Below are 19,939 nucleotides of genomic sequence, written 5' to 3'. Positions count from 1 at the left end.
CTAAATTAGTATTTATGTAACGTGTGCTACATGTCTAGCGAATTTTTTCGAGGATTTTAAAAGTCCAAAAATGGAGCGCAAACCCCATACGCCGTGGGCTACGCGGATGTCGACTCCCTTTGTAGGACATCGCCCATAGCGGTGTCAGAGATCGCTACTTCCCGGGGGATAAAATGGGTCTGTGAGTCCAGTGCCGTAGCAGCTGTCGAGCCTGCGAGGCTGCGTTCGGCTGTAGCAGCTGTAGCAGCTGTAGCAGCTGTCGAGCTTGCGAGGCTGCGTTCGGCTGCGTAGCAGTCGTGAATCGGGCTGACGCAGTTCACCTGATGCACCGCAAGTTCTGGTTTGACGACTGCTTCGCAGCCGAACGCAGCCTCGCAGGCTCGGCAGCTGCTACTAACCGACGTAGCCTCGCAGGCTCGACAGCTGCTACGAGGAATGCGTTCAGGGTGCGCGCTTCTTGCGGCACAATGAGCCGCAAGTTTGCGGCATCGTGCCATTTTCCATCCTATCGACAGAGTGATCTTCCGTGCAGGCGACCCGCTTGACCCTGATGTGCCACGCTCGAACCGTCGCACAGAAATTGGCGTGTTTTCCTACGAACGAGCCGTTGGAAATGGATTGGCATTCGGCGAAGGGTTCGCGCTGCCGCCAGTTCAAGGGAACGCCCCGTTTGCTCTGTGGACCGGAACTGCGGACCCGCCAAACCGCTGAACTGTTTGGCGACGACGTGGAGATTGTCGCGGCGTTGGGGGATTGCGATTTCGGCCGCTGGAAAGGCATGTCGATCGACGATCTGCAAAAAGCCGAACCGGAGACGCTCCAGGCCTGGCTCAATGAGCCTACGTCGGCGCCCCACGGTGGAGAATCGGTGGCACAACTCGGTGAGCGGGTGGCTGCATGGTTGAGTAGTCTTGAGGCGATGCCGGGGCATATCGTTGCCATCACCCATCCGTTTGTCATCCGCGCCGCATTGATGCAGGTGCTGCAGGGCGCGGCATTCAATCAGATCGACGTCGAACCGTTGTCGGCCATCGAGTTGCGGTTCAACGGTCGCTGGCGGTTACGTTTGATGGGCACGGACCCTGAGGGAACATGCTGATGAAAAAACTTCTGGTCATCGGTGTCGGCGCCGGCAACCCCGACTACATCACCATGCAGGCAGTGAAGGCGCTGAACCGCGTCGATGTGTTTTTCCTCATGGACAAGGGCCAGAGCAAAGACAAACTGATCGACCTGCGCCGCGAGATCTGTGAGCGCTACATCACCGATCATGACTACCGCTTCGTTGAAGCCCACAGCCCGGAGCGGGAACGCGGGGATGTGGACTACAAGGCCAGCGTCGAAGACCTGAACCGCGCTAAACAACAGACCTTCGAACGATTGATCAACGAGGAAATGACCGACGACCAGTGCGGCGGTTTTCTGGTGTGGGGCGATCCTGCGTTGTACGACAGCACCATTCGGATTCTGCAGGCGATTCTGGCGTCAGGCCGGTGTGTGTTCGAGTTCGAAGTGATCCCTGGGATCACCAGCGTGCAGGCGTTGGCAGCGCAACATAAGGTGCCGCTGAATCGCATCGGTCGCTCGATTGAAATCACCACCGGCCGGCGGTTGGCGGCGGGGCAGGTGAGTGATGCCGATAGCCTGGTGGTGATGCTGGATGCGCAAGATGCTTACCATCACGTGGCCGATCAGGAGACGGAGATTTACTGGGGGGCTTATTTGGGGACGCCGGATGAAATCCTGATCAGTGGCAAGCTCAAGGATGTCGCGGATGAGATTGAACGGGTGCGCAAGGCGGCGCGGCTGGCGCATGGGTGGATCATGGATACCTATCTGTTGCGCAAACCTTGAGATAATGGGTGGCTGGGGGGCCTCTTCGCGGGCAAGCCTCGCTCCTACAGGGGCGCACCGTGGTCCAATGTAGGAGCGAGGCTTGCCCGCGAAGAGGCCCTCAAGCACACCTCAAAAAATCGCCTTTACCTCACGCCCAAACCGCTCCCGATAAACCGACGGCGGCACACCGACCACACTGCGAAACGCCACCCGGAAACTCTCCACCGAACGATAACCACAATGCTGGGCAATCTGCTCAGTGTTCTGGCGAGTGCTCTCCAACAATTCACGCGCGCGGGCCAGGCGTTCATGTTGCAACCACGCCTTGGGCGGCAGGCCGCTGGCTTCGGTGAACCGCCGCAGGAACGTGCGCTCACTCATGGCCGCTTCGCTGGCAAGGTCGCGAACCTCCAGCGGTTCGTGCAGACGTTCCCGTGCCCATTGCATGACCCGCGACAGATCGCTGCGCGGCGTCGGGCTGACCGGTGACGGAATGAACTGCGCCTGACCGCCGGTGCGTTGCGGCGACATCACCAACCGCCGCGCCACCGAGTTGGCCACCTGAGTGCCGAAATCCCGTGCGACCAAGTGCAGGCAGGCATCGATGCCCGCGGCGCTGCCGGCCGAGGTGATCAATTGGCCGGAATCAACATAGAGCACGTCCGGGTCCACCTGAATGTTCGGAAAACGTTCGGCCAGTTCAGCGGTGTAGCGCCAATGCGTCGTGGCGCCGTGACCGTCGAGCAAACCGGTGGCCGCCAGTACAAATACCCCGGAGCAGATCGACAGCAATCGCGCGCCCCGGGCATGGGCCTGGCGCAGGGCTGCGAGCAACGGTTCAGGCACTGCCGCGCTGCGGTCGCGCCAGCCGGGGATGATGATGGTCCGGGCCTCTTCAAGCAGTTCCATCCCGCCGTCGGCCAGCACCTGAATGCCGCCCATGGCACGCATCGGCCCTTGGTCGACAGCGACGATGCGGTGCTCATACCAAGGGAAATCGAACTCCGGCCGCGCCAGGCTGAAGATCTCCACGGCGATGCCGAATTCGAAAGTGCAGAGGCCGTCGTAGGCCAGAATCGCGACCAATCCAGGGGTGGGCTGCATTTGGCGGAAAATTCCCGATGAGTGTCTTGTGCGCCACTGTAGCGGCGAGCGCGGGGCAGATAAAGTCTTCCCACACCCACCGAGACTTTGGAGTACAGCCCATGCCCAGCCTGGTTCGCGAAATTCCCGCCGCCCCATCTGCCATCGCCCTGATGCATTTCAGCAACCGTCTGACCTTCGAGACCGATTGTTCCGACGTCTATGGCAGCCAACAGGCTGGCGAGGTGGATTTTGTCTTGGTGGACGTGCGCGGACCGTCGGCGTTCGAACGCGGACATGTGCCGGGCGCGATCAACATTCCGGGGCGACTGATCACGGCTGACGGCCTGGCGAGTTATTCGAAGGTCACGCTGTTTGTGGTCTATTGCGCAGGGCCCCACTGCAACGGCGCCAACAAGGCCGCGGTGAAGCTGGCGGCGTTGGGTTACCCGGTCAAGGAAATGATCGGCGGGGTGACGGGGTGGCTGGATGAGGGTTTTGCGTTGAGCGTTGCGGTGCAACGGCCGGTCAGTACCGTGATCGGCTGCGAATGTTGATGTAGCCGAAAAGATCGCAGGCTTCGCCAGCTCCTACAGGGGGCGTACAGCCGTAATTTCACCGGTGTACTCGGTCAATGTAGGAGCTGGCGAAGCCTGCGATCTTTTGATCTTGATTCAAACCGCTGTCCGCGCCGCCCACCACTGGTCAAGCGTCACCTGCAACCAGCCAAACACGGCTGCATAGGCCGAACTGTCCTGTGGCCCCCGTGGCAACGGCGATTCCTCGGCAAAGTGCTCATTGAGCATCGCCACCGATTCGGCATTCCACTCCGGGTGGAACTGCAACCCCACCCGCGTCGCCCCGACCCGATACATCTGCTGCTCACACACGTCACTGCTGGCCAGCAACTGCGCATCCGCCGGTAGATCGATCGCATCTTCGTGCCATTCCAGCACCTGCAGCCTCTGGCCATCCGCAAAGGTCACAGTCGTCCAGCCCGTTTCGGGACGAGCCATGCGCCGCACATTCCCACCCAGGCTCAGCGCCAGCAGTTGCGCGCCCAGACAAATCGCAAACACCGCCGCGCCCTGATCCAGACTGCCCACCAGCCACTGACGCTCCGCTTCCAACCACATCGGCCCAGCGTTGGACTCATAAGGCCCGCCCAACAGGATCGCAGGTGTCGCGCTCACCGGCGGCAACTGGCCGAGGTCGGCGCGAAACACGTTCAGCGTAATGCCACGGGACCGGGCCCATTCGGCAATGGCGCCAGGACCTTCGGCTGGATGGTGCTGGATCAGGTTCAACGTGGGCATCACGCTTCTCTTTGGGGGATGGGTTGGCGGGGTCAATGTGCCGCAAAAAAAGCTTCATCGCCAGTGCGATTGTTCGGTCGGATCACGCCCGAAATTTTATAGGTTTGGTCTGAAGCCCAGGATTGTCCTACAGCCCTTGCACCTCCGTGGCGCACGCTTCAAGTGCCTTGAATCCCTCCGCTGATTTTCTGTAAGTATTTGTCGCTTAAACGCAATTTGCCCGTCTGCAGCCGCTCTAGACTGCCGGCCACTTCGGTCTTCACTAACCGAAAGTTGCCAATCGAAAGCTGCCAATAAAAGCCTCCGCACACAGGAGTTATAAATGAAGAAGCGAGTGATGTTCGGTGCCCTGGCACTGTCGATGTTGTCCCTGACCGCTGTGGCTGAAGACGCCAAGCCGATTCGCCTCGGTATCGAAGCCGGTTATCCGCCATTTTCGATGAAAACCCCGGACGGCAAACTCACCGGTTTCGACGTGGACATCGGCGATGCGTTGTGTGAGCAGATGAAGGTGAAGTGCACCTGGGTCGAGCAAGAGTTCGACGGCCTGATCCCGGCCCTGAAGGTCAAGAAAATCGACGCGATCCTGTCGTCCATGACCATCACTGACGACCGCAAGAAGAACGTCGATTTCACCATCAAGTACTATCACACCCCGGCGCGCTTCGTGATGAAGGAAGGCACCGCCGTCAAGGATCCGCTGACCGAGCTCAAAGGCAAGAAAGTCGGTGTGCTGCGCGCCAGCACCCACGACCGCTTCGCCACTGAAGTGCTGGTGCCGGCCGGCATCGACCTAGTGCGTTACGGCTCCCAGCAGGAAGCCAACCTGGACATGGTCGCCGGTCGTCTCGACGCGATGCTGGCCGACTCGGTCAACCTGGACGACGGTTTCCTGAAAACCGACGCCGGTAAAGGCTTCGCGTTTGTCGGCCCGACCTATGAAGACGCCAAGTACTTCGGCGGCGGTGCCGGCATCGCTGTGCGCAAGGGTGATAAAGAACTGGCGGACAAATTCAACACCGCCATCACCGAAATCCGCGCCAACGGCAAGTACAAGCAAGTGCAGGACAAGTACTTCAACTTTGACGTGTACGGCCATTAATACGCCGTAGAAAAAAGTGGCCTCCGTTGACGCGGTGGCCACTTTTTTATGCTCTCTCACCGATCGTTCCCACGCTCTGCGTGGGAATGCCTCAACGGACGCTCCGCGTTCGGCTTCTGGGACGCGGAGCGTCCCGGGCTGCATTCCCACGCAGAGCGTGGGAACGATCGTTAGGGCGGCGTATCCGGGAAGAGATGTTAGGCTTTGCCCCGAATCCTGCGCTCTGTGAAGGAAGGTTTATGTTGAAGTTACTCGCTCTGCTCACGCTCCTGGCGTCCTCCGCCGTCCACGCTCAAACCCCGCTGCACACCGATCTGCCGCTCAAGTATCTGGAGCAGGCCCACGCTGAATCCCGCAACCAACCCTTGGTGATTTTCCTGCACGGTTACGGCAGTAATGAGCAGGACCTGTTCGACATCAAGGATGAATTGCCGCCGCAGTACAACTACCTGTCGGTGCGGGCGCCGATGACGATGGAGGAGGGCAGTTACCAGTGGTTTCGCCAGAAGGGCGAGGGCGCCTATGACGGTGAGACGGACGACCTGAAGGCCAGCGGCCAGGTGCTGAGGGATTTTGTCGCACAAGCGGCGAAGAAATATCACACCGAAGCGAATAAGGTATTCCTGGTGGGTTTCAGCCAGGGCGCGATGATGTCCTACGAGGTCGCGTTGCGTCATACCGAGGCGGTGGGCGGAATTGCGGCGTTGAGCGGGCGCATCCTTCCGGTGCTCAGGTCCGAGCTCAAACCGGATGAAAAACGCCAGCAGCTAGCGATTTTCATCGGTCATGGCACCGCCGACACACTTCTGCCCTACAACGACGGTACTGAAGCCGACAGCCTGTTGCAGCGCCTGTCACTCAAGCCCGAGTTTCATGCCTATCCGGGTGTCGGTCACAGCATCAGCGCTACCGAAATGCAGGATTTGAGCGCCTGGTTGCAGCGCCTCAATCCCTGAGGCGGTCGGGCTTATTTGCCGCTGACGATTTGTTTGACCAGTGTTTCGTGGCCGGTTTTGTCGTTGGGGCGGGAAATGATCTGAACGATGGCCATACGTGTGCCGGAAGCGGCCATCAACGTGCTATCGAGGGTCATGCCACCGCCCTGGGTGGCGGTGCTGTCGATCTGCCGAAGGCCCAGGCCCGTGCCTTTCTGGGTCAGGCTTTTTTCGCTGGTTTTGTTGAAGTCCGGCAAGGCGTTGCGTTGCTCGGTGGCGAACGCGGACACGGTGGCGTCGAGGAATTCACCGTCGTTGTCCTTGACGTTGGCGCCGCCAGGGAGGGTGTTTTCGGCCGCAATCACCACCGTTTTGGTGGTCTGGTTGGTGTACATCGTACCCGTCGCCCCGGCGGTGCCGGTGGCCGCGTCGCCGGCCGGCAGCGGGTTGGCGATGAAACCCTTGGGCAGGGTGAAGGTGAACTTGCCGCCGAGCATCGAGACCTTCTGCGCCGGCGCCTTATCACTGGCAGTGGCCTTGGCCGCCTGCGCATTCAAGGCACCCAGGCTGGTGGCCGCCATCAGCAGCAGAACAACGGCTTTTTTACTCAACAATGACATTCAAACTCTCCAGGGGATGATCCGCGCTTTGACACGGCGATCATCCCACGGATCGCGATCTGTAGCAGCTGCCGCAGCCTGCGTTTGTAGTAGCAGCTGTCGAGCTCGCGAGGCTGCGTTCGGCTGCGAGGCAGTCGTGAAATCGGGCATTGCGGTCTTTCAGGCATATCGCGCGCACCGGTTTTGCGTCTGCTCCGCAGCCGAACGCAGCCTCGCAGGCTCGGCAGCTGCTACACAGGGTGTGTTCGTGGCGTGAAGCGGTGATCATCGTCGCCGTTTGTCGAAACGCTAAGTTCTCGAACGCAATGCCAGCCGTTTAGTGATCACTAGCATCCCCAACGACACGCCTATGCCCAAGACAAACCCCAGCCATCCCAATCCAGGCAACGCCAGCGCCAGCACCAGACAAAACGCCGCAAACGAATACATCCCGGTTGCCGTCGCCCTCAGCAACGCCGCGGTAAACGCCGGCCCGCGAGTCTGCTGGGAAAACACCGCCATCACACTGCCCAGTACCGGGAATACCGCGAGCAGGCCGCTCCAGCGTTCGCCGACGGTGCTGGCCAGCAATGTCACAGCCAAGGTGAGCAGGGCGCCGGCCATCATGCGCAGCAGCAGTTTGTCGGACTTCGGCGCCGGGCCTGAAACGATGGGCTGCACCGAGGGAAACAAGTACGGCGCGGCCAGCAACGCGGTGGCGGCGGCAATCGTTGAGAACACCAGCGACGGCGGGATCAGCGACAGCACAACAGCCGCCAAGGCCCAGACCAGCAGCGAAATCGATAGCGCCCACGGCCAGTTCGAGCGTTGTGCAACCTGGGCGTAGGTCACGCAGAAGGCAATCATTGCGAACATCGCTGACAGTGCCGCGACCGCTGACTGTGCGGCAAACAACGGCCCCTGTTCGATGGCGAGAAAAAACAGAATCGGCCCGACCACCACCGGCAACCCCGACAGCCAACCGGCCACGCTTGGGCCCCAGCGTTTTCCGGCCAGGGAAATCAGCAACAGAAATCCCGGAATCACCATCAGTTTGAGCATCAGCACGCACGCGTCTCCATTCGGTGTGAGCCGGCCACGTTAGCATTGCGGGCGATGGATTGTTCAAAATCAAAAGATCGCGAGCAGGTTATGCGCGAATCCTGTAGGAGCGAGCGGGCGGCGATCCGACTTGCCCGCGAAGAACGATGACGCGGTTTATCTGTTACACCGAGTTATCGTTCTTCGCGGGCAAGCCTCGCTCCTACAAGGATGTGATTAGCGCTCGATGGCCAATGCCACGCCTTGGCCTCCGCCGATGCATAACGTAGCCAAACCTTTTTTGGCGTCACGCTTGATCATTTCATGCAGCAACGTTACCAACACTCGGCAACCCGACGCGCCAATCGGGTGGCCCAATGCAATGGCGCCGCCGTTGACATTGACCTTGCTCAGGTCCCATTGAAGATCCTTGGCCACGGCCAGAGATTGCGCGGCGAAGGCTTCGTTGGCTTCGATCAGGTCCAGTTGATCGATGGACCAACCGGCCTTGTCCAGGCAGCGGCGAGTAGCCGATACCGGGCCGATGCCCATGATCGCCGGGTCGACGCCCGCGTTAGCATAAGCGGCGATTTTCGCCAGCACTGGCAGGCCAAGGGCCTTGGCTTTTTCGGCGCTCATCAGAATCACCGCAGCGGCGCCGTCGTTCAGCGAAGAAGCGTTGCCGGCGGTCACCGAACCGTCTTTCTTGAAAGCCGCTTTCAATTTGCCCAAAGAGTCGGCGGTGGTGCCGGCGCGAGGCTGTTCATCGGTGGCGAAAGACAGCGGATCGCCCTTGCGCTGCGGGATCAGGATCGGCGTGATCTCGTCGGCAAACCGCCCGGCTTCGATGGCGGCCACGGCTTTCTGCTGCGAGGCGGCAGCGAAGGCGTCCTGTTGCTCACGGGTCAGGCTGTATTTCTCGGCCAGATTCTCAGCGGTGATGCCCATGTGGTAATCGTTGAACGCATCCCACAAGCCATCGCTGATCATCGTGTCGACGATCTGTGCGTGACCCATGCGCAACCCCGTGCGGGCACCGGGCATGACGTAATTGGCCAGGCTCATGTTTTCCTGGCCGCCAGCGATGATCACTTCGGCATCGCCGCAGCGAATCGCCTGCGCCGCCAGATGCAGCGCTTTCAGGCCGGAGCCGCAAACCTTGTTCAGGGTCATGGCCGGCACGGTGAAGGGCAGGCCGGCCTTGATCGCGGCCTGACGCGCGGGGTTTTGCCCGGCGCCGGCGGTCAAAACCTGGCCCATGATGACTTCATCGACCTGCGCCGGATCCAGCCCGGTTTGCGCCAACAACTGGCGGATTACCGCAGCACCGAGGTCAACCGCGGACACAGTGGCCAGCGCCCCCTGGAAACTGCCGATGGCAGTACGAGTGGCGGCAACAATCACGACTTCTTGCATGGAAAAATTCCTCACTGGGCAGCGAACTGCATTTCCGGGACGTGGTCAGGCACGATCAGTTTACCAGCGGTCTTGGCGACGATTTCCTCGACGCTGACGCCCGGCGCGCGCTCCTTGAGAATGAACGCGCCGTTATGGATTTCCAGGTAGGCCAGGTCGGTCAGCACGCGCTTGATGCAACCGGCGCCGGTCAGCGGCAGGCTGCAACGGGACAGCAGTTTCGACTCGCCGTCCTTGGAGGCGTGGGTCATGGTGACGATGATGTTGTCCGCACCGGCCACCAGGTCCATCGCGCCGCCCATGCCCTTGACCAGTTTGCCGGGGATCATCCAGGAGGCGATGTTGCCTTCGACGTCGACTTCGAATGCGCCGAGCACGGTCAGGTCGATGTGACCGCCGCGAATCATCGCGAACGATTCGGCGGACGAGAAGATCGACGCACCGATTCGTGCAGTCACGGTTTGCTTGCCGGCGTTGATCATGTCGGCGTCGACTTCGTCGTCGGTCGGAAAGGCGCCCATGCCGAGCAGGCCGTTTTCCGATTGCAGCATGACTTCCATGCCTTCAGGGATGTAGTTGGCGACCAGGGTCGGGATGCCGATGCCGAGGTTCACGTAGTAGCCGTCCTGCATTTCGCGGGCGACGCGCTGAGCCATTTGTTCGCGGGAAAGTGCCATTGTTGTTATTCCTTCATTCGGTCCGGGGGCAGGGGATCACTTACGCACGGTGCGCTGTTCGATGCGCTTCTGGAACGTGCCGCAAATGACCCGGTCGACGTAGATGCCAGGGGTGTGGATCTGCGACGGGTCCAGCTCGCCGGGTTCGACGATTTCTTCGACTTCGACCACGGTGATCTTGCCGGCGGTGGCGGCCAACGGGTTGAAGTTCTGGGCGGTGTGGCGATAAACCACGTTACCGAAATGGTCGGCTTTCCAGCCTTTGACGATGGCGAAGTCACCGGTGATGGATTCTTCCATCAGGTACTGTCGGCCCTTGAATTCGCGGACTTCCTTGCCGTCGGCCACCGGAGTGCCGACGCCAGTGGCGGTGAAGAACGCCGGGATGCCGGCACCGCCTGCACGCATTTTTTCGGCGAGGGTGCCTTGAGGGGTCAGAACGACTTCGATTTCGCCGCTCAGCAGTTGCTTCTCGAACAGCGCGTTTTCGCCGACGTAGGAGGCCACCACCTTGCGGATCTGCCGGTCTACCAGTAGCACGCCGAGGCCGAAACCGTCGACGCCGCAGTTGTTGGAGACCACGGTGAGATCACGCGTACCGCGGTGCTGGATCTCGGCGATGAGGTTTTCCGGAATCCCGCACAGGCCGAAGCCGCCGGAGATCACGGTCATGCCGTCTTCAAGACCTGCCATCGCTTCCTCGTAGGAATACACGCGCTTGTCGAACCCTGCCATATGCACCTCTTTTATTCTTTATGGGCGGCTGGCTAGCCGGATGGGGAGGGAGTGTCTCGCCGGAGGATTTATTTGTTAAGTTGATTTTTAAGGTTGATTGATAGATAAAACTCACCAATGTATTACGTTGGAGACATCGGCCATGACCGTCAAACAGATCCGTGCATTCCTGGCCGTGGCCCAGAGTTTGAGTTTTGCCGTGGCGTGCGAGCGGCTGCACCTGTCCCAGTCGGCGTTGAGCCTGACCATCAAGGCGCTGGAGGAGGGGTTGGGTGGGCGCCTGTTCACGCGCAATACCCGCAACGTCGCACTGACCGCCGAAGGCGAATCGCTGCTGCCACTGGCTCGTCGGTTGATCGCGGACTGGGACAATGCCGAGGATGAATTGCGCCAACGTTTTACCCTCCAGCGCGGCCGCGTGACCTTGGCGGCGATGCCGTCGTTTGCCGGCAACCTGCTGCCGCCGATCCTCAAGACCTTTCGCGCGCGTTACCCCAAGGTCAACGTCACAGTGAACGACGTGATCAACGAACAGGTGCTGGAAATGGTTCGCGACCGTCAAGTGGAATTGGGCGTGGCGTTCGAACCGATCCAGAGTTCGTCGCTGGACTTCACCCCGTTGTATATCGACCGGTTTGTGGCGGTGGTGCCGCTCGATTCACCGCTGGCGGAGTTGGACGACATTGATTGGCAGACCTTGCTCAAGGAACCGTTCATTACCTTGCAGCGACCCTCGACGGTGCGGGTGATGCTCGAAGAACATTTACAGACGCGCGGCATGAAATTGCCGGTGGAATTTGAAAGCCATCAATTGGCGACGGTCGGTCGGATGGTGGCCAGCGGATTGGGCGTCAGTGCGGTGCCGGCCTTGTGCGCCGGGCAGATGCGCGAGCTGGGCGCGCGTTGCATTACCCTGCGAGATCCGGTGGTGGAGCGGGCGATCGGGGTGCTGACGACGGGGCATGAACTGTCGGCGGCGGCGCAGGCGTTGTTCGATATTCTCAAGGCTGAGAACCTCGGCGAGCGCCTGTCCGCGCAATAAGTGATCTGCACCCAAAATTAGGATTGGTGTCTGATTTTTGGGGTGCAGATCATCCTGTGGGAGCGGGCTTGCCCGCGATGGCGGTGTGTCAGGCGACATCCATGTTGACTGTACCGGCCCCTTCGCGGGCAAGCCCGCTCCCACAGGAATGGGTTTCGCCAGTTGCTGGCGGGATCACTCTTATTTCCGCGCCTCCAGTATCAGGTTGAACGGCGTTTCCGTGGCCCGCCGGAACTGCGTGAACCCCGCCTCGGTGAAGACCTTGCGCAGCCGTGCCTCACCCGCCTGGGCGCCGAGCCCGAGGCCGACCTCCTGGGACAGTGAGTTGGGCGTGCAGATGAAGGTCGAGGCGGCGTAGAACAGTCGTCCCACCGGAGTGGTGTTGGCGTCGAGCGTGTCGTTGGCGAAGGGCTCTACCAGCAGCACCGAGCCGTCGGGTTTGAGCGATTCATAGGCATGCTTTGCGGCGCCGACCGGGTCACCCATATCGTGCAGGCAGTCGAAGTAGCAAACCAAGTCATAGTCGTCGCCCGGATAGCTCTTGGCGGTGCCCTGGAAGAACCGCGCCCGGCCGGACACACCACCTTCTTCGGCGCGCTGGGTGGCGACGGTGACCGAAGGCGCGTGGTAATCGAAACCGACGAACCGTGAGTTCGGAAACGCCTGGGCCATGATCACGGTCGAGGCGCCGTGGCCGCAGCCGATGTCCGCTACCTTGGCGCCGGTCTCCAGTTTGGCGACCACCCCGTCGAGGGCCGGCAGCCATTCGTTGACCAAGTGCGCCTTGTACCCTGGGCGGAAAAACCGTTCGGTACCGCTGAACATGCACGGATGGTGATCGCCCCAGGCCAGGGCGCCGTTGCCGCGCATGGCATTGACCAGTTTGTCCTTGTCATGGAAAAACGACGCGACCACGCCGATACCGCCGGCCACATAGACCGGTGAATCTTCGATCGCCAGCGCCAGAGCTTGCTCTTCGGGGAGGCGGAACTGGCCGTCACGGTGTTCCATGTAACCGGAGGCGGCGTGGGCGCTGAGCCATTCGCGCAGCAGGCGGGTATTGCAGCCGGTCTTTTCGGCGAGTGCTTCGGGGGTGACTGGCTGACTGTCGGCCATCGCCCGATACAGGCCGAGCTCTTCGCCCAGGATGACGTTGGCGAGCATCGCCGCGCCGCCCATGTCGTTTACCAGTTTGCCCATGAAATCATTGAGTCTGGCCTCGTCCATCATGTGTGCTCCTTCAGCAGGATCACGGTCCAGAGGCATTGTTTGTCGAGGCATGCTCCTTTGGGCGGTGATCGTGGGAATGAACAGGACGATAACCGCGTCCTGGCTCCCTTACGGGGGTAATCAATAAGTCTAGTTCGTGTATCCCACTGTATCTGACTGCCTGTCCGATACAGTGGCCTGAGAAGAGCGGCGTTTGTGACACAGTCCCGACACACCACGGCGCTTGACTGGGCCTGCCGGCCAGCACTGAGTTTTCAGACGCTGGAGACCGGATCCCGGAATGAGATCGACACCATGCACACTCCCATCACATCATCGAAGGCGACCGTCGGGCTAGGCTTGCGGCGCGGTTTAATGAAGGACCTTCAAGCGGCCCCGGTGGGCGCTTTCGACTTCCTGGAAGTCGCGCCGGAAAACTGGATCGGCATCGGCGGCGCTCACGGCGCGGCGTTTCGCGCCTTGGCCGAGCGTTATCCGTTGTCCTGTCACGGCTTGTCCTTGTCATTGGGCGGGCCGGCGCCGCTGGACGTCGGGTTCCTGCAGGAAGTGCGGGTTTTCCTCGATCACCACAAGGTGCCGCTGTACAGCGAACACCTGAGCTACTGCAGCGATGACGGGCATCTTTACGATTTGCTGCCGTTGCCGTTTACCGAAGAAGCGGTGCACCACGTTGCCGCGCGGATTCGCCAGGCACAAGACATTCTCGGTCGGCGCCTGGCAGTGGAAAATGTCTCCTACTACGCCGCACCACAGCAGGATATGGATGAACTGACCTTCACCAACGCAGTGTTGCGTGAAGCCGATTGCGACCTGTTGCTGGACGTCAACAATGTCTACGTCAACTCGATTAATCACGGTTTCGATCCGCACTCTTTTTTGGCCGGCATTGATGCCGAAAGGGTGGTTGCCATGCATGTGGCCGGGCATTTCGATGAATCCGACACGCTGAAGATCGACACCCATGGCGCCTCGGTCAAACCGGTGGTCTGGTCGTTGTTGGCCGAGGCGTATGCGCGGTTTGGTGTGCAACCGACGCTGCTGGAGCGGGATTTCAACTTTCCCGACTTTTCCGAATTGGTGAGTGAATTGCAGATCATTCGCCACCTGCAAGGTGAGAACCGTGGATAAGCCCAGCTTGTATCAGCAGCAAGACACATTGACGCGCTACCTGCGCGATCCCGACCACTGTGCGCCACCTGCCGGGATGGACGTGGCACGGGCGCAGGTTTATCGAGACCTGGTGTTCTCGAACCTGTCGTCGTTACTCAGCGGGACTTTTCCGGTGTTGGTGAAGATATTGGGTGACGGTGAGTGGCGTTCTCTGGTGCGGATCTTCCTGCGGGACTACCGCGCGCGCACGCCAAAATTCGGCGAGATTGCCCAGGAATTTGTCGAGTTTCTCGCCTCTGCGCCACAGGCGTTGAACGACGGAGCGTGGCCGCCGTTCATGGTTGAGCTGGCGCATTACGAGTGGGTCGAAATGGCACTGCAACAATCCGACGCCGAGCCATTGCCGGCCAGCGATGCCGGGTTGCTGCTGGATCGACCGTTGCAGGTTTCACCGCTGGCTTGGTCATTGGCGTATGGCTGGCCGGTGCAGTTGGTGGGGCCGAATTACCGGCCTGACTCGCCGCCGGCTGAGCCGACGTTGCTGTTGGTTCATCGGTCCGAAGACTGGAGTGTGCGGTTTTCCGAACTGAGCCCGTTGGCGTGGCGGTTGTTGCAGCGGATCGGGGAGTTTCCTCTGCTCAATGGCCGAGCGCAGCTGGAAGGGTTGGCAATAGAGGCGGGGATGGTGGGGTCGCTGGAATTTATCGACAGCGGATTGGCATTATTGCGGCAGATGCATGGGGAAGGGGTAGTTGGCATGGCTGCCTGACCACGCGCAATCCCCCAAACACCCACTTCCCCTGTGGGAGCGGGCATGCCCTAATGCCAGTCAGTTAAGCAATTTCAGCCGCGACGCACTCTTTGTAGCAGCTGGCGAAGCCTGCGTTCGGCTGCGAAGCAGTCGTAAAATCAGAGATCCTGGTATGTCAGGCAGACCGCATCAGCCGGATTCACGACTGCTATGCAGCCGAACGCAGGCTTCGCCAGCTGCTACAGATCGCATTACGGCTTAACTGACTGGCAGTAGGGCCTGCTCGCGATGGCGGAGTGTCAGTCAACATCAATGTTGGAGGTGCTGGCCTCGTCGCGAGCAAGCCCGCTCCCACAGGAATTAGTGGTGTTTATTGGGTTATCGGCAACCTGAGCTCCGCACACAACCCACCGCCCTCGCGATTGCTCAAGGTCAGCGACCCGCCAATCGCCAGCGCCAATTGCTGGGCAATCGCCAATCCCAACCCAGTCCCCCCCGTGCTGCGATTACGCGAATTCTCCACGCGGTAGAACGGTTCCATTACCTGCGCCAATTCCTCTTCGGCAATCCCCGGCCCACGGTCCATCACTTTCACCGACAAGCTGCCATCAGCCTTCGTTTCCACCCACAGCTCTGCCGCGCCGGCGAACTTCAGCGCGTTGTCTATCAGGTTCACCAGCACCCGTCGCAAGGCATGCGGCCGGGTGTTGATCACGGCTGCGCTTTTACCGTCGAGCTGCACGTCTTTGCCCATGTCCTGATAGTCGAACACCAAACTGTCGAGGAATGAATCCAGATCGGTGCGGCGACTCTCCTCGGTGGCACCATGGATGCTGCGGGCATAGGCCACGCCTTCGCGCACCAGGTGTTCCATCTCGCCGAGGTCATTCCACAGTTTGTCTTTTTCGCTGGAGTCATCCATGAATTCGGCACGCAGCTTCATGCGGGTGATCGGGGTTTGCAGGTCGTGGGAAATCGCCGCCAACAGTTGCATGCGCTCCTTGAGATAAGCCGCAATGCGTGCCTGCATCGCATTGAAGGCACGGGCGGCATAGGCGACTTCGGTCGGGCCTTTTTCATCCAGGTGTATGGCGTGGGTGTTGGGGTCGAGGGTTTCCACCGCTTGGGCGAGGCGGGTGAGTGGGCGGATGGCGATTCTCACGGCCAGCCAGGTGCAGGCAATCATCAGCGCCAGTTGCCCCAGCAATACCGCCGGCAACCACGGCGACAACGGCACCATCGAAGGTCGCACGTCGATAGTGACAGGGCTGCCGTCCTTCAATTTCAGGTGGGCCTGGAAGTGCTTCTTCGGGCCGGGGATGTCGGTAAAGGTCAGCGGGTAATCATGGCCGATGGCGTCCTGAATCGAGGTCACTGCAATCGGCACATCGCGGGCGGCCATCGGCGTGCCCGGGGAGCCTTCATTCAGCAAATAGCCATAGTTGGCGCGTTCCAGGCGCTGCAGCCAGTTCGGGCGTTCGTCGGCGGGCAAGCGGTCGAGGATGGCGAGAGAAGTCGAGACATCGGTTTCCAGATTGCCCAGCATGGTGTTTTTCGCACTTTCGTAACGCTCGTAGTACTGAGCGCCAAAGGACAGCGCCTGGGCGAGGATCAGCCCGACCAGGAAAATCAGCGACAGCCGCGAGGCCAGTGTGCGAGGCCAGTGCAGCGCAAGACTCATGACGGCGCACCGAGCACTTCCACCGGCAGGGAAAACACATAGCCTTCACTGCGCACGGTCTTGATGTAGGCCGGTTCCCGGGCATCGTCGAGCAGACGCTGACGCAAGCGGCTCACCAGCAAATCGATGGAACGGTCGAACAGATCGGCATCGCGGCCTTGAGTCAGGTTGAGCAATTGGTCGCGATTGAGCACCCGCTGAGGATGATCGAGGAACACCCGCAGCAGGCGATATTCCGCCCCGCTGAGGGCGACCATGGTGCCGTCCTCATCCAGCAGATGCCGGGCCGAGGTGTCCAGACGCCAGCGACCGAATGCCAGCAGGCGACCGCTTTCGGTGATCACCAGGTTTGGCGGCAGCATCCGCGTGCGCCGCAGCACGGCGTTGATGCGCGCGAGCAACTCACGGGCGGCGAACGGTTTGACCAGGTAATCGTCGGCGCCCATTTCCAGGCCGATGATGCGGTCGGTTTCATCGTTGCGAGCGGTGAGCATCAGCACCGGTGTGGCCTTATGTTTGCCAGCGCGAAGTTCGCGGCAGAGCACCAGGCCATCGTCCCCCGGCATCATGATGTCGAGCACGATCAAGTCCACCGGCGTGGACTCCAGAAACGAGCGCATCTGCCGTCCATCCGCCACCACGGTGGTGCGCAGGCCGTTCTTCTTCAGGTAGTTGCCTACCAGTTCCCGGATCTCGCGGTCATCGTCCACGATGAGAATGTGATCGACGTGTTCCATGGGGCCAAGCCTCTTGAGTGGAAGTTGCACGCAGTCTATCGAGCCTTGGCCCGCTCGCCCGCCGTCCTTTGTATTGCAGTGTATCTGGCGTGTCGGCGGATACACGGGGACGCAAAAAAACAGGGTTTGTATCGCTGTGTATCGCAAGCCTGCGCTGATACACAGCGATTTACCCGCCGCTGTTCTGGACACAGACGGGATACCTCACGGGTTTCAAATAGGTTCCATCGAGGCAAACCCAATCGCCTCGGCTCAATCAACGATTGACCTATTGAAGCCCAGAGGATCCCCCATGAACACCAAAGCCGTCTACGCCGCCTGCCTGTTCGCCGCCCTGAACATCTGCACCTTTTCGGCCCGGGCCGAAGCCGATGTAACCCCTCAAACCTACACCTACGGCACGCACCTGGATATCCAGAAAGTGCTGTCGATGAAACAGGACGCGACCCCTGCCTGCGGGATTGTGAATGCCCGGATGACCTACCTGGATTCCCAAGGCAAAACCCAGGTGCTGGATTACAGCAAATTCGCTGACGGCTGCAATGAAAACAACTGAGTCCTTCGACTCCCCAATGCCCATCCCCTTTGAAACAGGAAAAACATCATGAACAACATCACCCGCTTTTTGACCGCCATCGTTTTCTCCGTAGCGGGCGCCGCCGCCCATGCCAACGCTGCGGTTGAACAAAATACCGGTGGCAGCAGTACCTGCTTCCAACTGACTCCGTTGCTGACTGAGGATGGTTCGAGCCGCACGCCGCAAGGGCAGTTGTTCGCAGAGAATGGCTACAGCCGGACTCCACAGGGGCAGCAGCTGGAGTCCTGAAGCCAGGCACAGTTCTGTCAATTCCCGCAGACCCAATGTGGGAGCGAGCCTGCTCGCGATGACGGCAGCACATTCAACATCTATGTGACTGCCAGACCGCTATCGCGAGCAAGCTCGCTCCCACATAGGCCGTGTATTTTCAAGGTGATCCCCATGTTCCTCATCGCTTTCCTCGGCGGCATTTTGACCGTCCTCAGCCCTTGCATCCTCCCGGTCGTGCCGTTTCTGTTTGCCGGGGCTAAACGCACGCGTTCTTCGATCCTGCTCACCCTCGGCGGCATGGCCCTGACCTTCGCCCTGATCTCCAGCCTGGCCGTTGTCAGCAGCGATTGGGTGGTGCAAGCCAGCAACACCGGCCGCCATGTGGCGTTGATCGTGATGGTGCTGTTCGCCCTGTCGCTGATCTCCGCCCGCATCGGCGGCTGGCTGGCGCGTCCGTTCGTGCTGCTGGGCAATCGCCTCGATCCCGACACTCGCAAAATGTCTGGCCCGTTAGGCTCGGTAATGATCGGCGTCGCCACCGGTCTGCTCTGGGCGCCGTGTGCCGGGCCGATTCTCGGGGTGATCCTCACCGGCGCCATGTTGCAAGGCGCCAACGCTCAAACCAGTCTGCTGCTGGTGGCGTACGGCCTGGGCAGCGCGTTGTCCCTGGGCACTTTGATCTTCGCCGGTCGCGGCCTGGTCAATCGCTTGAAACCGTCGATTCCGCTGACTGGTTGGCTGCGTCGCGGCACGGGAGCTGCGGTGTTGGTCGCTGCCGCGGTCATCTCCACCGGCGTCGATAACAAGTTACTCGCCAGCACCTCATCCGAAGGCATCACTACGGTTGAACAGCGGGTGCTGGAAACCGTACCGAAAGTGGTCGATTACTTCGTGAGCAAGGTCAAGGCCGACTCGACCATGGATTCAGCCAAAGGCGCGATGCCGTCAATCTCCGGCGCGGTCCAATGGCTCAACTCGCCAGCGCTGAGCAACGATGCCCTGCGCGGCAAAGTGGTGCTGGTGGACTTCTGGACGTACGACTGCATCAACTGCCAGCACACCTTGCCCTACGTGAAGGACTGGGCGAAAAAATATGAGAAAGATGGCCTGGTGGTGATCGGCGTGCACACCCCTGAGTACGGTTACGAACGCATCATCGACAACGTCCGCGATCAGGTGAAAAAACTCGGCATTACCTATCCGGTGGCGATCGACAACAATTATGCGATCTGGCGCGCCTTCAATAACCAGTACTGGCCCGCTCACTACCTGATCGACGCCAAGGGGCAGGTACGTTACACCCACTTTGGCGAAGGCCGATACGAGACTCAGGAGCAGATGATCAGGCAACTGCTGGAAGAGGCCAAAGCGCCTGCCGCCTAAAGCGGGCCCACCTGTTAATCCGGCGTTACAGATGGACGACCATGCATCGGAGAGCGGTGTATTTCGTGACTCAGCCAGACGACCGGACAGGACGCCGACGTATTCGGGGGCGATAGTTCGTGGACGACGGGATCATGCCGATCCTGTTATCACCCCTCAAGAAAAGGACGTTGCCATGCCTAAATTCATTATTGAACGCGAGCTTCCGGGCGCCGGCGCACTGCCGCAACAGGAACTCAAAGCGATCTCGCAAAAGTCCTGCGATGTATTGCGCGAGATGGGGCCAGAGGTGCAATGGCTGGAGAGTTACATCACTGGCGACAAGATTTACTGCGTGTACATCGCGCCGAACGAGGGACTGATCAGGGAGCACGCCAAAAAGGGTGAATTTCCCATCAGCAGCGTTTCCCGGGTCATGAACATCATCGATCCCACCACGGCGGAGTGAGCCGGACAA

At 60.3% G+C, this 19,939-nt stretch carries 22 protein-coding genes; 12 read left to right on the top strand and 10 right to left on the bottom strand.

Annotated elements, in window-relative coordinates; genetic code table 11:
• Window positions 1-526: 526 nt before the first annotated feature.
• Together NHU87_RS02410 and cobF are read left to right on the top strand one after the other, a co-directional pair.
• A complete protein-coding gene (locus tag NHU87_RS02410; protein ID WP_253545256.1) occupies window positions 527-1,099 on the top strand; it encodes a histidine phosphatase family protein in 573 nt (190 codons plus the stop codon).
• A complete protein-coding gene (gene cobF, locus NHU87_RS02405) occupies window positions 1,099-1,854 on the top strand; it encodes a precorrin-6A synthase (deacetylating) (RefSeq protein ID WP_253545254.1) in 756 nt (251 codons plus the stop codon). Before NHU87_RS02410 ends, cobF begins: the two co-directional genes overlap by 1 nt.
• 111 nt (window positions 1,855-1,965) lie before the next feature.
• Here cobF and ftrA read toward each other — a convergent pair whose 3' ends face one another.
• On the bottom strand, window positions 1,966-2,940 hold the full coding sequence (gene ftrA, locus NHU87_RS02400) for a transcriptional regulator FtrA (RefSeq protein WP_253545252.1): 975 nt from the start codon (window positions 2,938-2,940) through the stop codon (window positions 1,966-1,968).
• A 101-nt stretch (window positions 2,941-3,041) separates the two neighbouring features.
• Between ftrA and NHU87_RS02395 the strand changes: the two genes are divergently transcribed.
• Window positions 3,042-3,476 carry a rhodanese-like domain-containing protein gene (locus tag NHU87_RS02395; protein ID WP_253545250.1) on the top strand — a complete coding sequence of 145 codons (435 nt, stop codon included), beginning with the start codon at window positions 3,042-3,044 and terminating at the stop codon, window positions 3,474-3,476.
• Between the two features lie 117 nt (window positions 3,477-3,593).
• On the opposite strand, the gene NHU87_RS02390 is transcribed toward NHU87_RS02395, so the two are convergent.
• On the bottom strand, window positions 3,594-4,235 hold the full coding sequence (locus tag NHU87_RS02390) for a type 1 glutamine amidotransferase (RefSeq protein ID WP_253545248.1): 642 nt from the start codon (window positions 4,233-4,235) through the stop codon (window positions 3,594-3,596).
• Between the two features lie 322 nt (window positions 4,236-4,557).
• On the opposite strand from NHU87_RS02390, the gene NHU87_RS02385 reads away from it, so the two are divergent.
• A complete protein-coding gene (locus NHU87_RS02385; protein ID WP_253545246.1) occupies window positions 4,558-5,337 on the top strand; it encodes an ABC transporter substrate-binding protein in 780 nt (259 codons plus the stop codon).
• Window positions 5,338-5,576: 239 nt separating this feature from the next.
• Window positions 5,577-6,293 carry an alpha/beta hydrolase gene (locus tag NHU87_RS02380; protein ID WP_253545244.1) on the top strand — a complete coding sequence of 239 codons (717 nt, stop codon included), beginning with the start codon at window positions 5,577-5,579 and terminating at the stop codon, window positions 6,291-6,293.
• 11 nt (window positions 6,294-6,304) lie between these two features.
• Here the strand turns inward: NHU87_RS02380 and NHU87_RS02375 are convergent, their stop codons facing one another.
• From NHU87_RS02375 to NHU87_RS02355, 5 genes are all read right to left on the bottom strand, one after another.
• Window positions 6,305-6,892: a hypothetical protein gene (locus tag NHU87_RS02375; protein WP_253545242.1), complete on the bottom strand. Its 588-nt coding sequence runs from the start codon at window positions 6,890-6,892 to the stop codon at window positions 6,305-6,307.
• A gap of 288 nt (window positions 6,893-7,180) precedes the next feature.
• Window positions 7,181-7,939, bottom strand: coding sequence for a hypothetical protein (locus NHU87_RS02370; RefSeq protein ID WP_253545240.1), 759 nt, complete (start codon window positions 7,937-7,939; stop codon window positions 7,181-7,183).
• 210 nt (window positions 7,940-8,149) lie between these two features.
• Window positions 8,150-9,328 (bottom strand): acetyl-CoA C-acetyltransferase, encoded by a 1,179-nt coding sequence (locus NHU87_RS02365; protein ID WP_253545238.1) that lies wholly within the window; start codon window positions 9,326-9,328, stop codon window positions 8,150-8,152.
• 11 nt (window positions 9,329-9,339) lie between these two features.
• On the bottom strand, window positions 9,340-10,005 hold the full coding sequence (locus tag NHU87_RS02360; protein WP_253545236.1) for a CoA transferase subunit B: 666 nt from the start codon (window positions 10,003-10,005) through the stop codon (window positions 9,340-9,342).
• A gap of 36 nt (window positions 10,006-10,041) precedes the next feature.
• The gene (locus NHU87_RS02355; RefSeq protein ID WP_253545233.1) at window positions 10,042-10,740 is read right to left on the bottom strand and encodes a CoA transferase subunit A; all 699 of its coding nucleotides are present in this window, start codon (window positions 10,738-10,740) and stop codon (window positions 10,042-10,044) included.
• 142 nt (window positions 10,741-10,882) lie between these two features.
• Between NHU87_RS02355 and NHU87_RS02350 the strand changes: the two genes are divergently transcribed.
• Window positions 10,883-11,782 carry a LysR family transcriptional regulator gene (locus NHU87_RS02350; protein ID WP_253545231.1) on the top strand — a complete coding sequence of 300 codons (900 nt, stop codon included), beginning with the start codon at window positions 10,883-10,885 and terminating at the stop codon, window positions 11,780-11,782.
• Between the two features lie 180 nt (window positions 11,783-11,962).
• Here the strand turns inward: NHU87_RS02350 and NHU87_RS02345 are convergent, their stop codons facing one another.
• The gene (locus NHU87_RS02345) at window positions 11,963-13,009 is read right to left on the bottom strand and encodes a class I SAM-dependent methyltransferase (protein ID WP_253545229.1); all 1,047 of its coding nucleotides are present in this window, start codon (window positions 13,007-13,009) and stop codon (window positions 11,963-11,965) included.
• 297 nt (window positions 13,010-13,306) lie between these two features.
• On the opposite strand from NHU87_RS02345, the gene NHU87_RS02340 reads away from it, so the two are divergent.
• Both NHU87_RS02340 and NHU87_RS02335 read left to right on the top strand, forming a co-directional pair.
• Window positions 13,307-14,140 carry an HvfB family MNIO-type RiPP peptide maturase gene (locus tag NHU87_RS02340; protein ID WP_253545227.1) on the top strand — a complete coding sequence of 278 codons (834 nt, stop codon included), beginning with the start codon at window positions 13,307-13,309 and terminating at the stop codon, window positions 14,138-14,140.
• The gene (locus NHU87_RS02335; RefSeq protein WP_253545225.1) at window positions 14,133-14,891 is read left to right on the top strand and encodes an HvfC family RiPP maturation protein; all 759 of its coding nucleotides are present in this window, start codon (window positions 14,133-14,135) and stop codon (window positions 14,889-14,891) included. The genes NHU87_RS02340 and NHU87_RS02335 overlap by 8 nt, the downstream gene beginning before the upstream one ends.
• A gap of 352 nt (window positions 14,892-15,243) precedes the next feature.
• Here NHU87_RS02335 and NHU87_RS02330 read toward each other — a convergent pair whose 3' ends face one another.
• On the bottom strand, window positions 15,244-16,554 hold the full coding sequence (locus NHU87_RS02330; protein WP_253545223.1) for an ATP-binding protein: 1,311 nt from the start codon (window positions 16,552-16,554) through the stop codon (window positions 15,244-15,246).
• Window positions 16,551-17,291, bottom strand: coding sequence for a response regulator (locus tag NHU87_RS02325; protein ID WP_007896007.1), 741 nt, complete (start codon window positions 17,289-17,291; stop codon window positions 16,551-16,553). The genes NHU87_RS02330 and NHU87_RS02325 overlap by 4 nt, the downstream gene beginning before the upstream one ends.
• 292 nt (window positions 17,292-17,583) lie before the next feature.
• Between NHU87_RS02325 and NHU87_RS02320 the strand changes: the two genes are divergently transcribed.
• The 4 genes from NHU87_RS02320 to NHU87_RS02305 all read left to right on the top strand — a co-directional run bounded on the left by NHU87_RS02320 (window position 17,584) and on the right by NHU87_RS02305 (window position 19,930).
• Complete coding sequence (locus tag NHU87_RS02320; RefSeq protein WP_253545221.1) at window positions 17,584-17,847, top strand: DUF2790 domain-containing protein; 264 nt, start codon at window positions 17,584-17,586, stop codon at window positions 17,845-17,847.
• A gap of 48 nt (window positions 17,848-17,895) precedes the next feature.
• Window positions 17,896-18,117, top strand: coding sequence for a hypothetical protein (locus NHU87_RS02315; RefSeq protein WP_253545219.1), 222 nt, complete (start codon window positions 17,896-17,898; stop codon window positions 18,115-18,117).
• Window positions 18,118-18,270: 153 nt separating this feature from the next.
• Window positions 18,271-19,482, top strand: coding sequence for a cytochrome c biogenesis protein DipZ (locus NHU87_RS02310; protein WP_253545217.1), 1,212 nt, complete (start codon window positions 18,271-18,273; stop codon window positions 19,480-19,482).
• A gap of 175 nt (window positions 19,483-19,657) precedes the next feature.
• On the top strand, window positions 19,658-19,930 hold the full coding sequence (locus NHU87_RS02305; protein WP_253545215.1) for a DUF4242 domain-containing protein: 273 nt from the start codon (window positions 19,658-19,660) through the stop codon (window positions 19,928-19,930).
• Window positions 19,931-19,939: the final 9 nt, after the last annotated feature.

Source organism: Pseudomonas mandelii (genome assembly GCF_024138395.1).
GTDB classification, from domain to species: Bacteria; Pseudomonadota; Gammaproteobacteria; order Pseudomonadales; family Pseudomonadaceae; genus Aquipseudomonas; species Aquipseudomonas mandelii_E.
The sequence above is the reverse complement of the archived record's forward strand: the minus strand, read 5'-3'. Positions and strand labels throughout refer to the sequence as shown.

Excerpts from the sequence above, each read along its gene's own strand:
- NHU87_RS02365 (WP_253545238.1), bottom strand. The coding sequence starts at position 9,328 with ATGCAAGAAGTCGTGATTGTTGCCGCCACTCGTACTGCCATCGGCAGT.
- NHU87_RS02360 (WP_253545236.1), bottom strand. The coding sequence starts at position 10,005 with ATGGCACTTTCCCGCGAACAAATGGCTCAGCGCGTCGCCCGCGAAATG.
- NHU87_RS02330 (WP_253545223.1), bottom strand. The coding sequence starts at position 16,554 with ATGAGTCTTGCGCTGCACTGGCCTCGCACACTGGCCTCGCGGCTGTCG.
- ftrA (WP_253545252.1), bottom strand. The coding sequence starts at position 2,940 with ATGCAGCCCACCCCTGGATTGGTCGCGATTCTGGCCTACGACGGCCTC.
- NHU87_RS02305 (WP_253545215.1), top strand. The coding sequence starts at position 19,658 with ATGCCTAAATTCATTATTGAACGCGAGCTTCCGGGCGCCGGCGCACTG.
- NHU87_RS02345 (WP_253545229.1), bottom strand. The coding sequence starts at position 13,009 with ATGGACGAGGCCAGACTCAATGATTTCATGGGCAAACTGGTAAACGAC.
- NHU87_RS02325 (WP_007896007.1), bottom strand. The coding sequence starts at position 17,291 with ATGGAACACGTCGATCACATTCTCATCGTGGACGATGACCGCGAGATC.
- NHU87_RS02310 (WP_253545217.1), top strand. The coding sequence starts at position 18,271 with ATGTTCCTCATCGCTTTCCTCGGCGGCATTTTGACCGTCCTCAGCCCT.
- NHU87_RS02355 (WP_253545233.1), bottom strand. The coding sequence starts at position 10,740 with ATGGCAGGGTTCGACAAGCGCGTGTATTCCTACGAGGAAGCGATGGCA.
- NHU87_RS02315 (WP_253545219.1), top strand. The coding sequence starts at position 17,896 with ATGAACAACATCACCCGCTTTTTGACCGCCATCGTTTTCTCCGTAGCG.
- NHU87_RS02320 (WP_253545221.1), top strand. The coding sequence starts at position 17,584 with ATGAACACCAAAGCCGTCTACGCCGCCTGCCTGTTCGCCGCCCTGAAC.
- NHU87_RS02395 (WP_253545250.1), top strand. The coding sequence starts at position 3,042 with ATGCCCAGCCTGGTTCGCGAAATTCCCGCCGCCCCATCTGCCATCGCC.
- NHU87_RS02340 (WP_253545227.1), top strand. The coding sequence starts at position 13,307 with ATGCACACTCCCATCACATCATCGAAGGCGACCGTCGGGCTAGGCTTG.
- cobF (WP_253545254.1), top strand. The coding sequence starts at position 1,099 with ATGAAAAAACTTCTGGTCATCGGTGTCGGCGCCGGCAACCCCGACTAC.
- NHU87_RS02350 (WP_253545231.1), top strand. The coding sequence starts at position 10,883 with ATGACCGTCAAACAGATCCGTGCATTCCTGGCCGTGGCCCAGAGTTTG.
- NHU87_RS02390 (WP_253545248.1), bottom strand. The coding sequence starts at position 4,235 with ATGCCCACGTTGAACCTGATCCAGCACCATCCAGCCGAAGGTCCTGGC.
- NHU87_RS02385 (WP_253545246.1), top strand. The coding sequence starts at position 4,558 with ATGAAGAAGCGAGTGATGTTCGGTGCCCTGGCACTGTCGATGTTGTCC.
- NHU87_RS02380 (WP_253545244.1), top strand. The coding sequence starts at position 5,577 with ATGTTGAAGTTACTCGCTCTGCTCACGCTCCTGGCGTCCTCCGCCGTC.
- NHU87_RS02375 (WP_253545242.1), bottom strand. The coding sequence starts at position 6,892 with ATGTCATTGTTGAGTAAAAAAGCCGTTGTTCTGCTGCTGATGGCGGCC.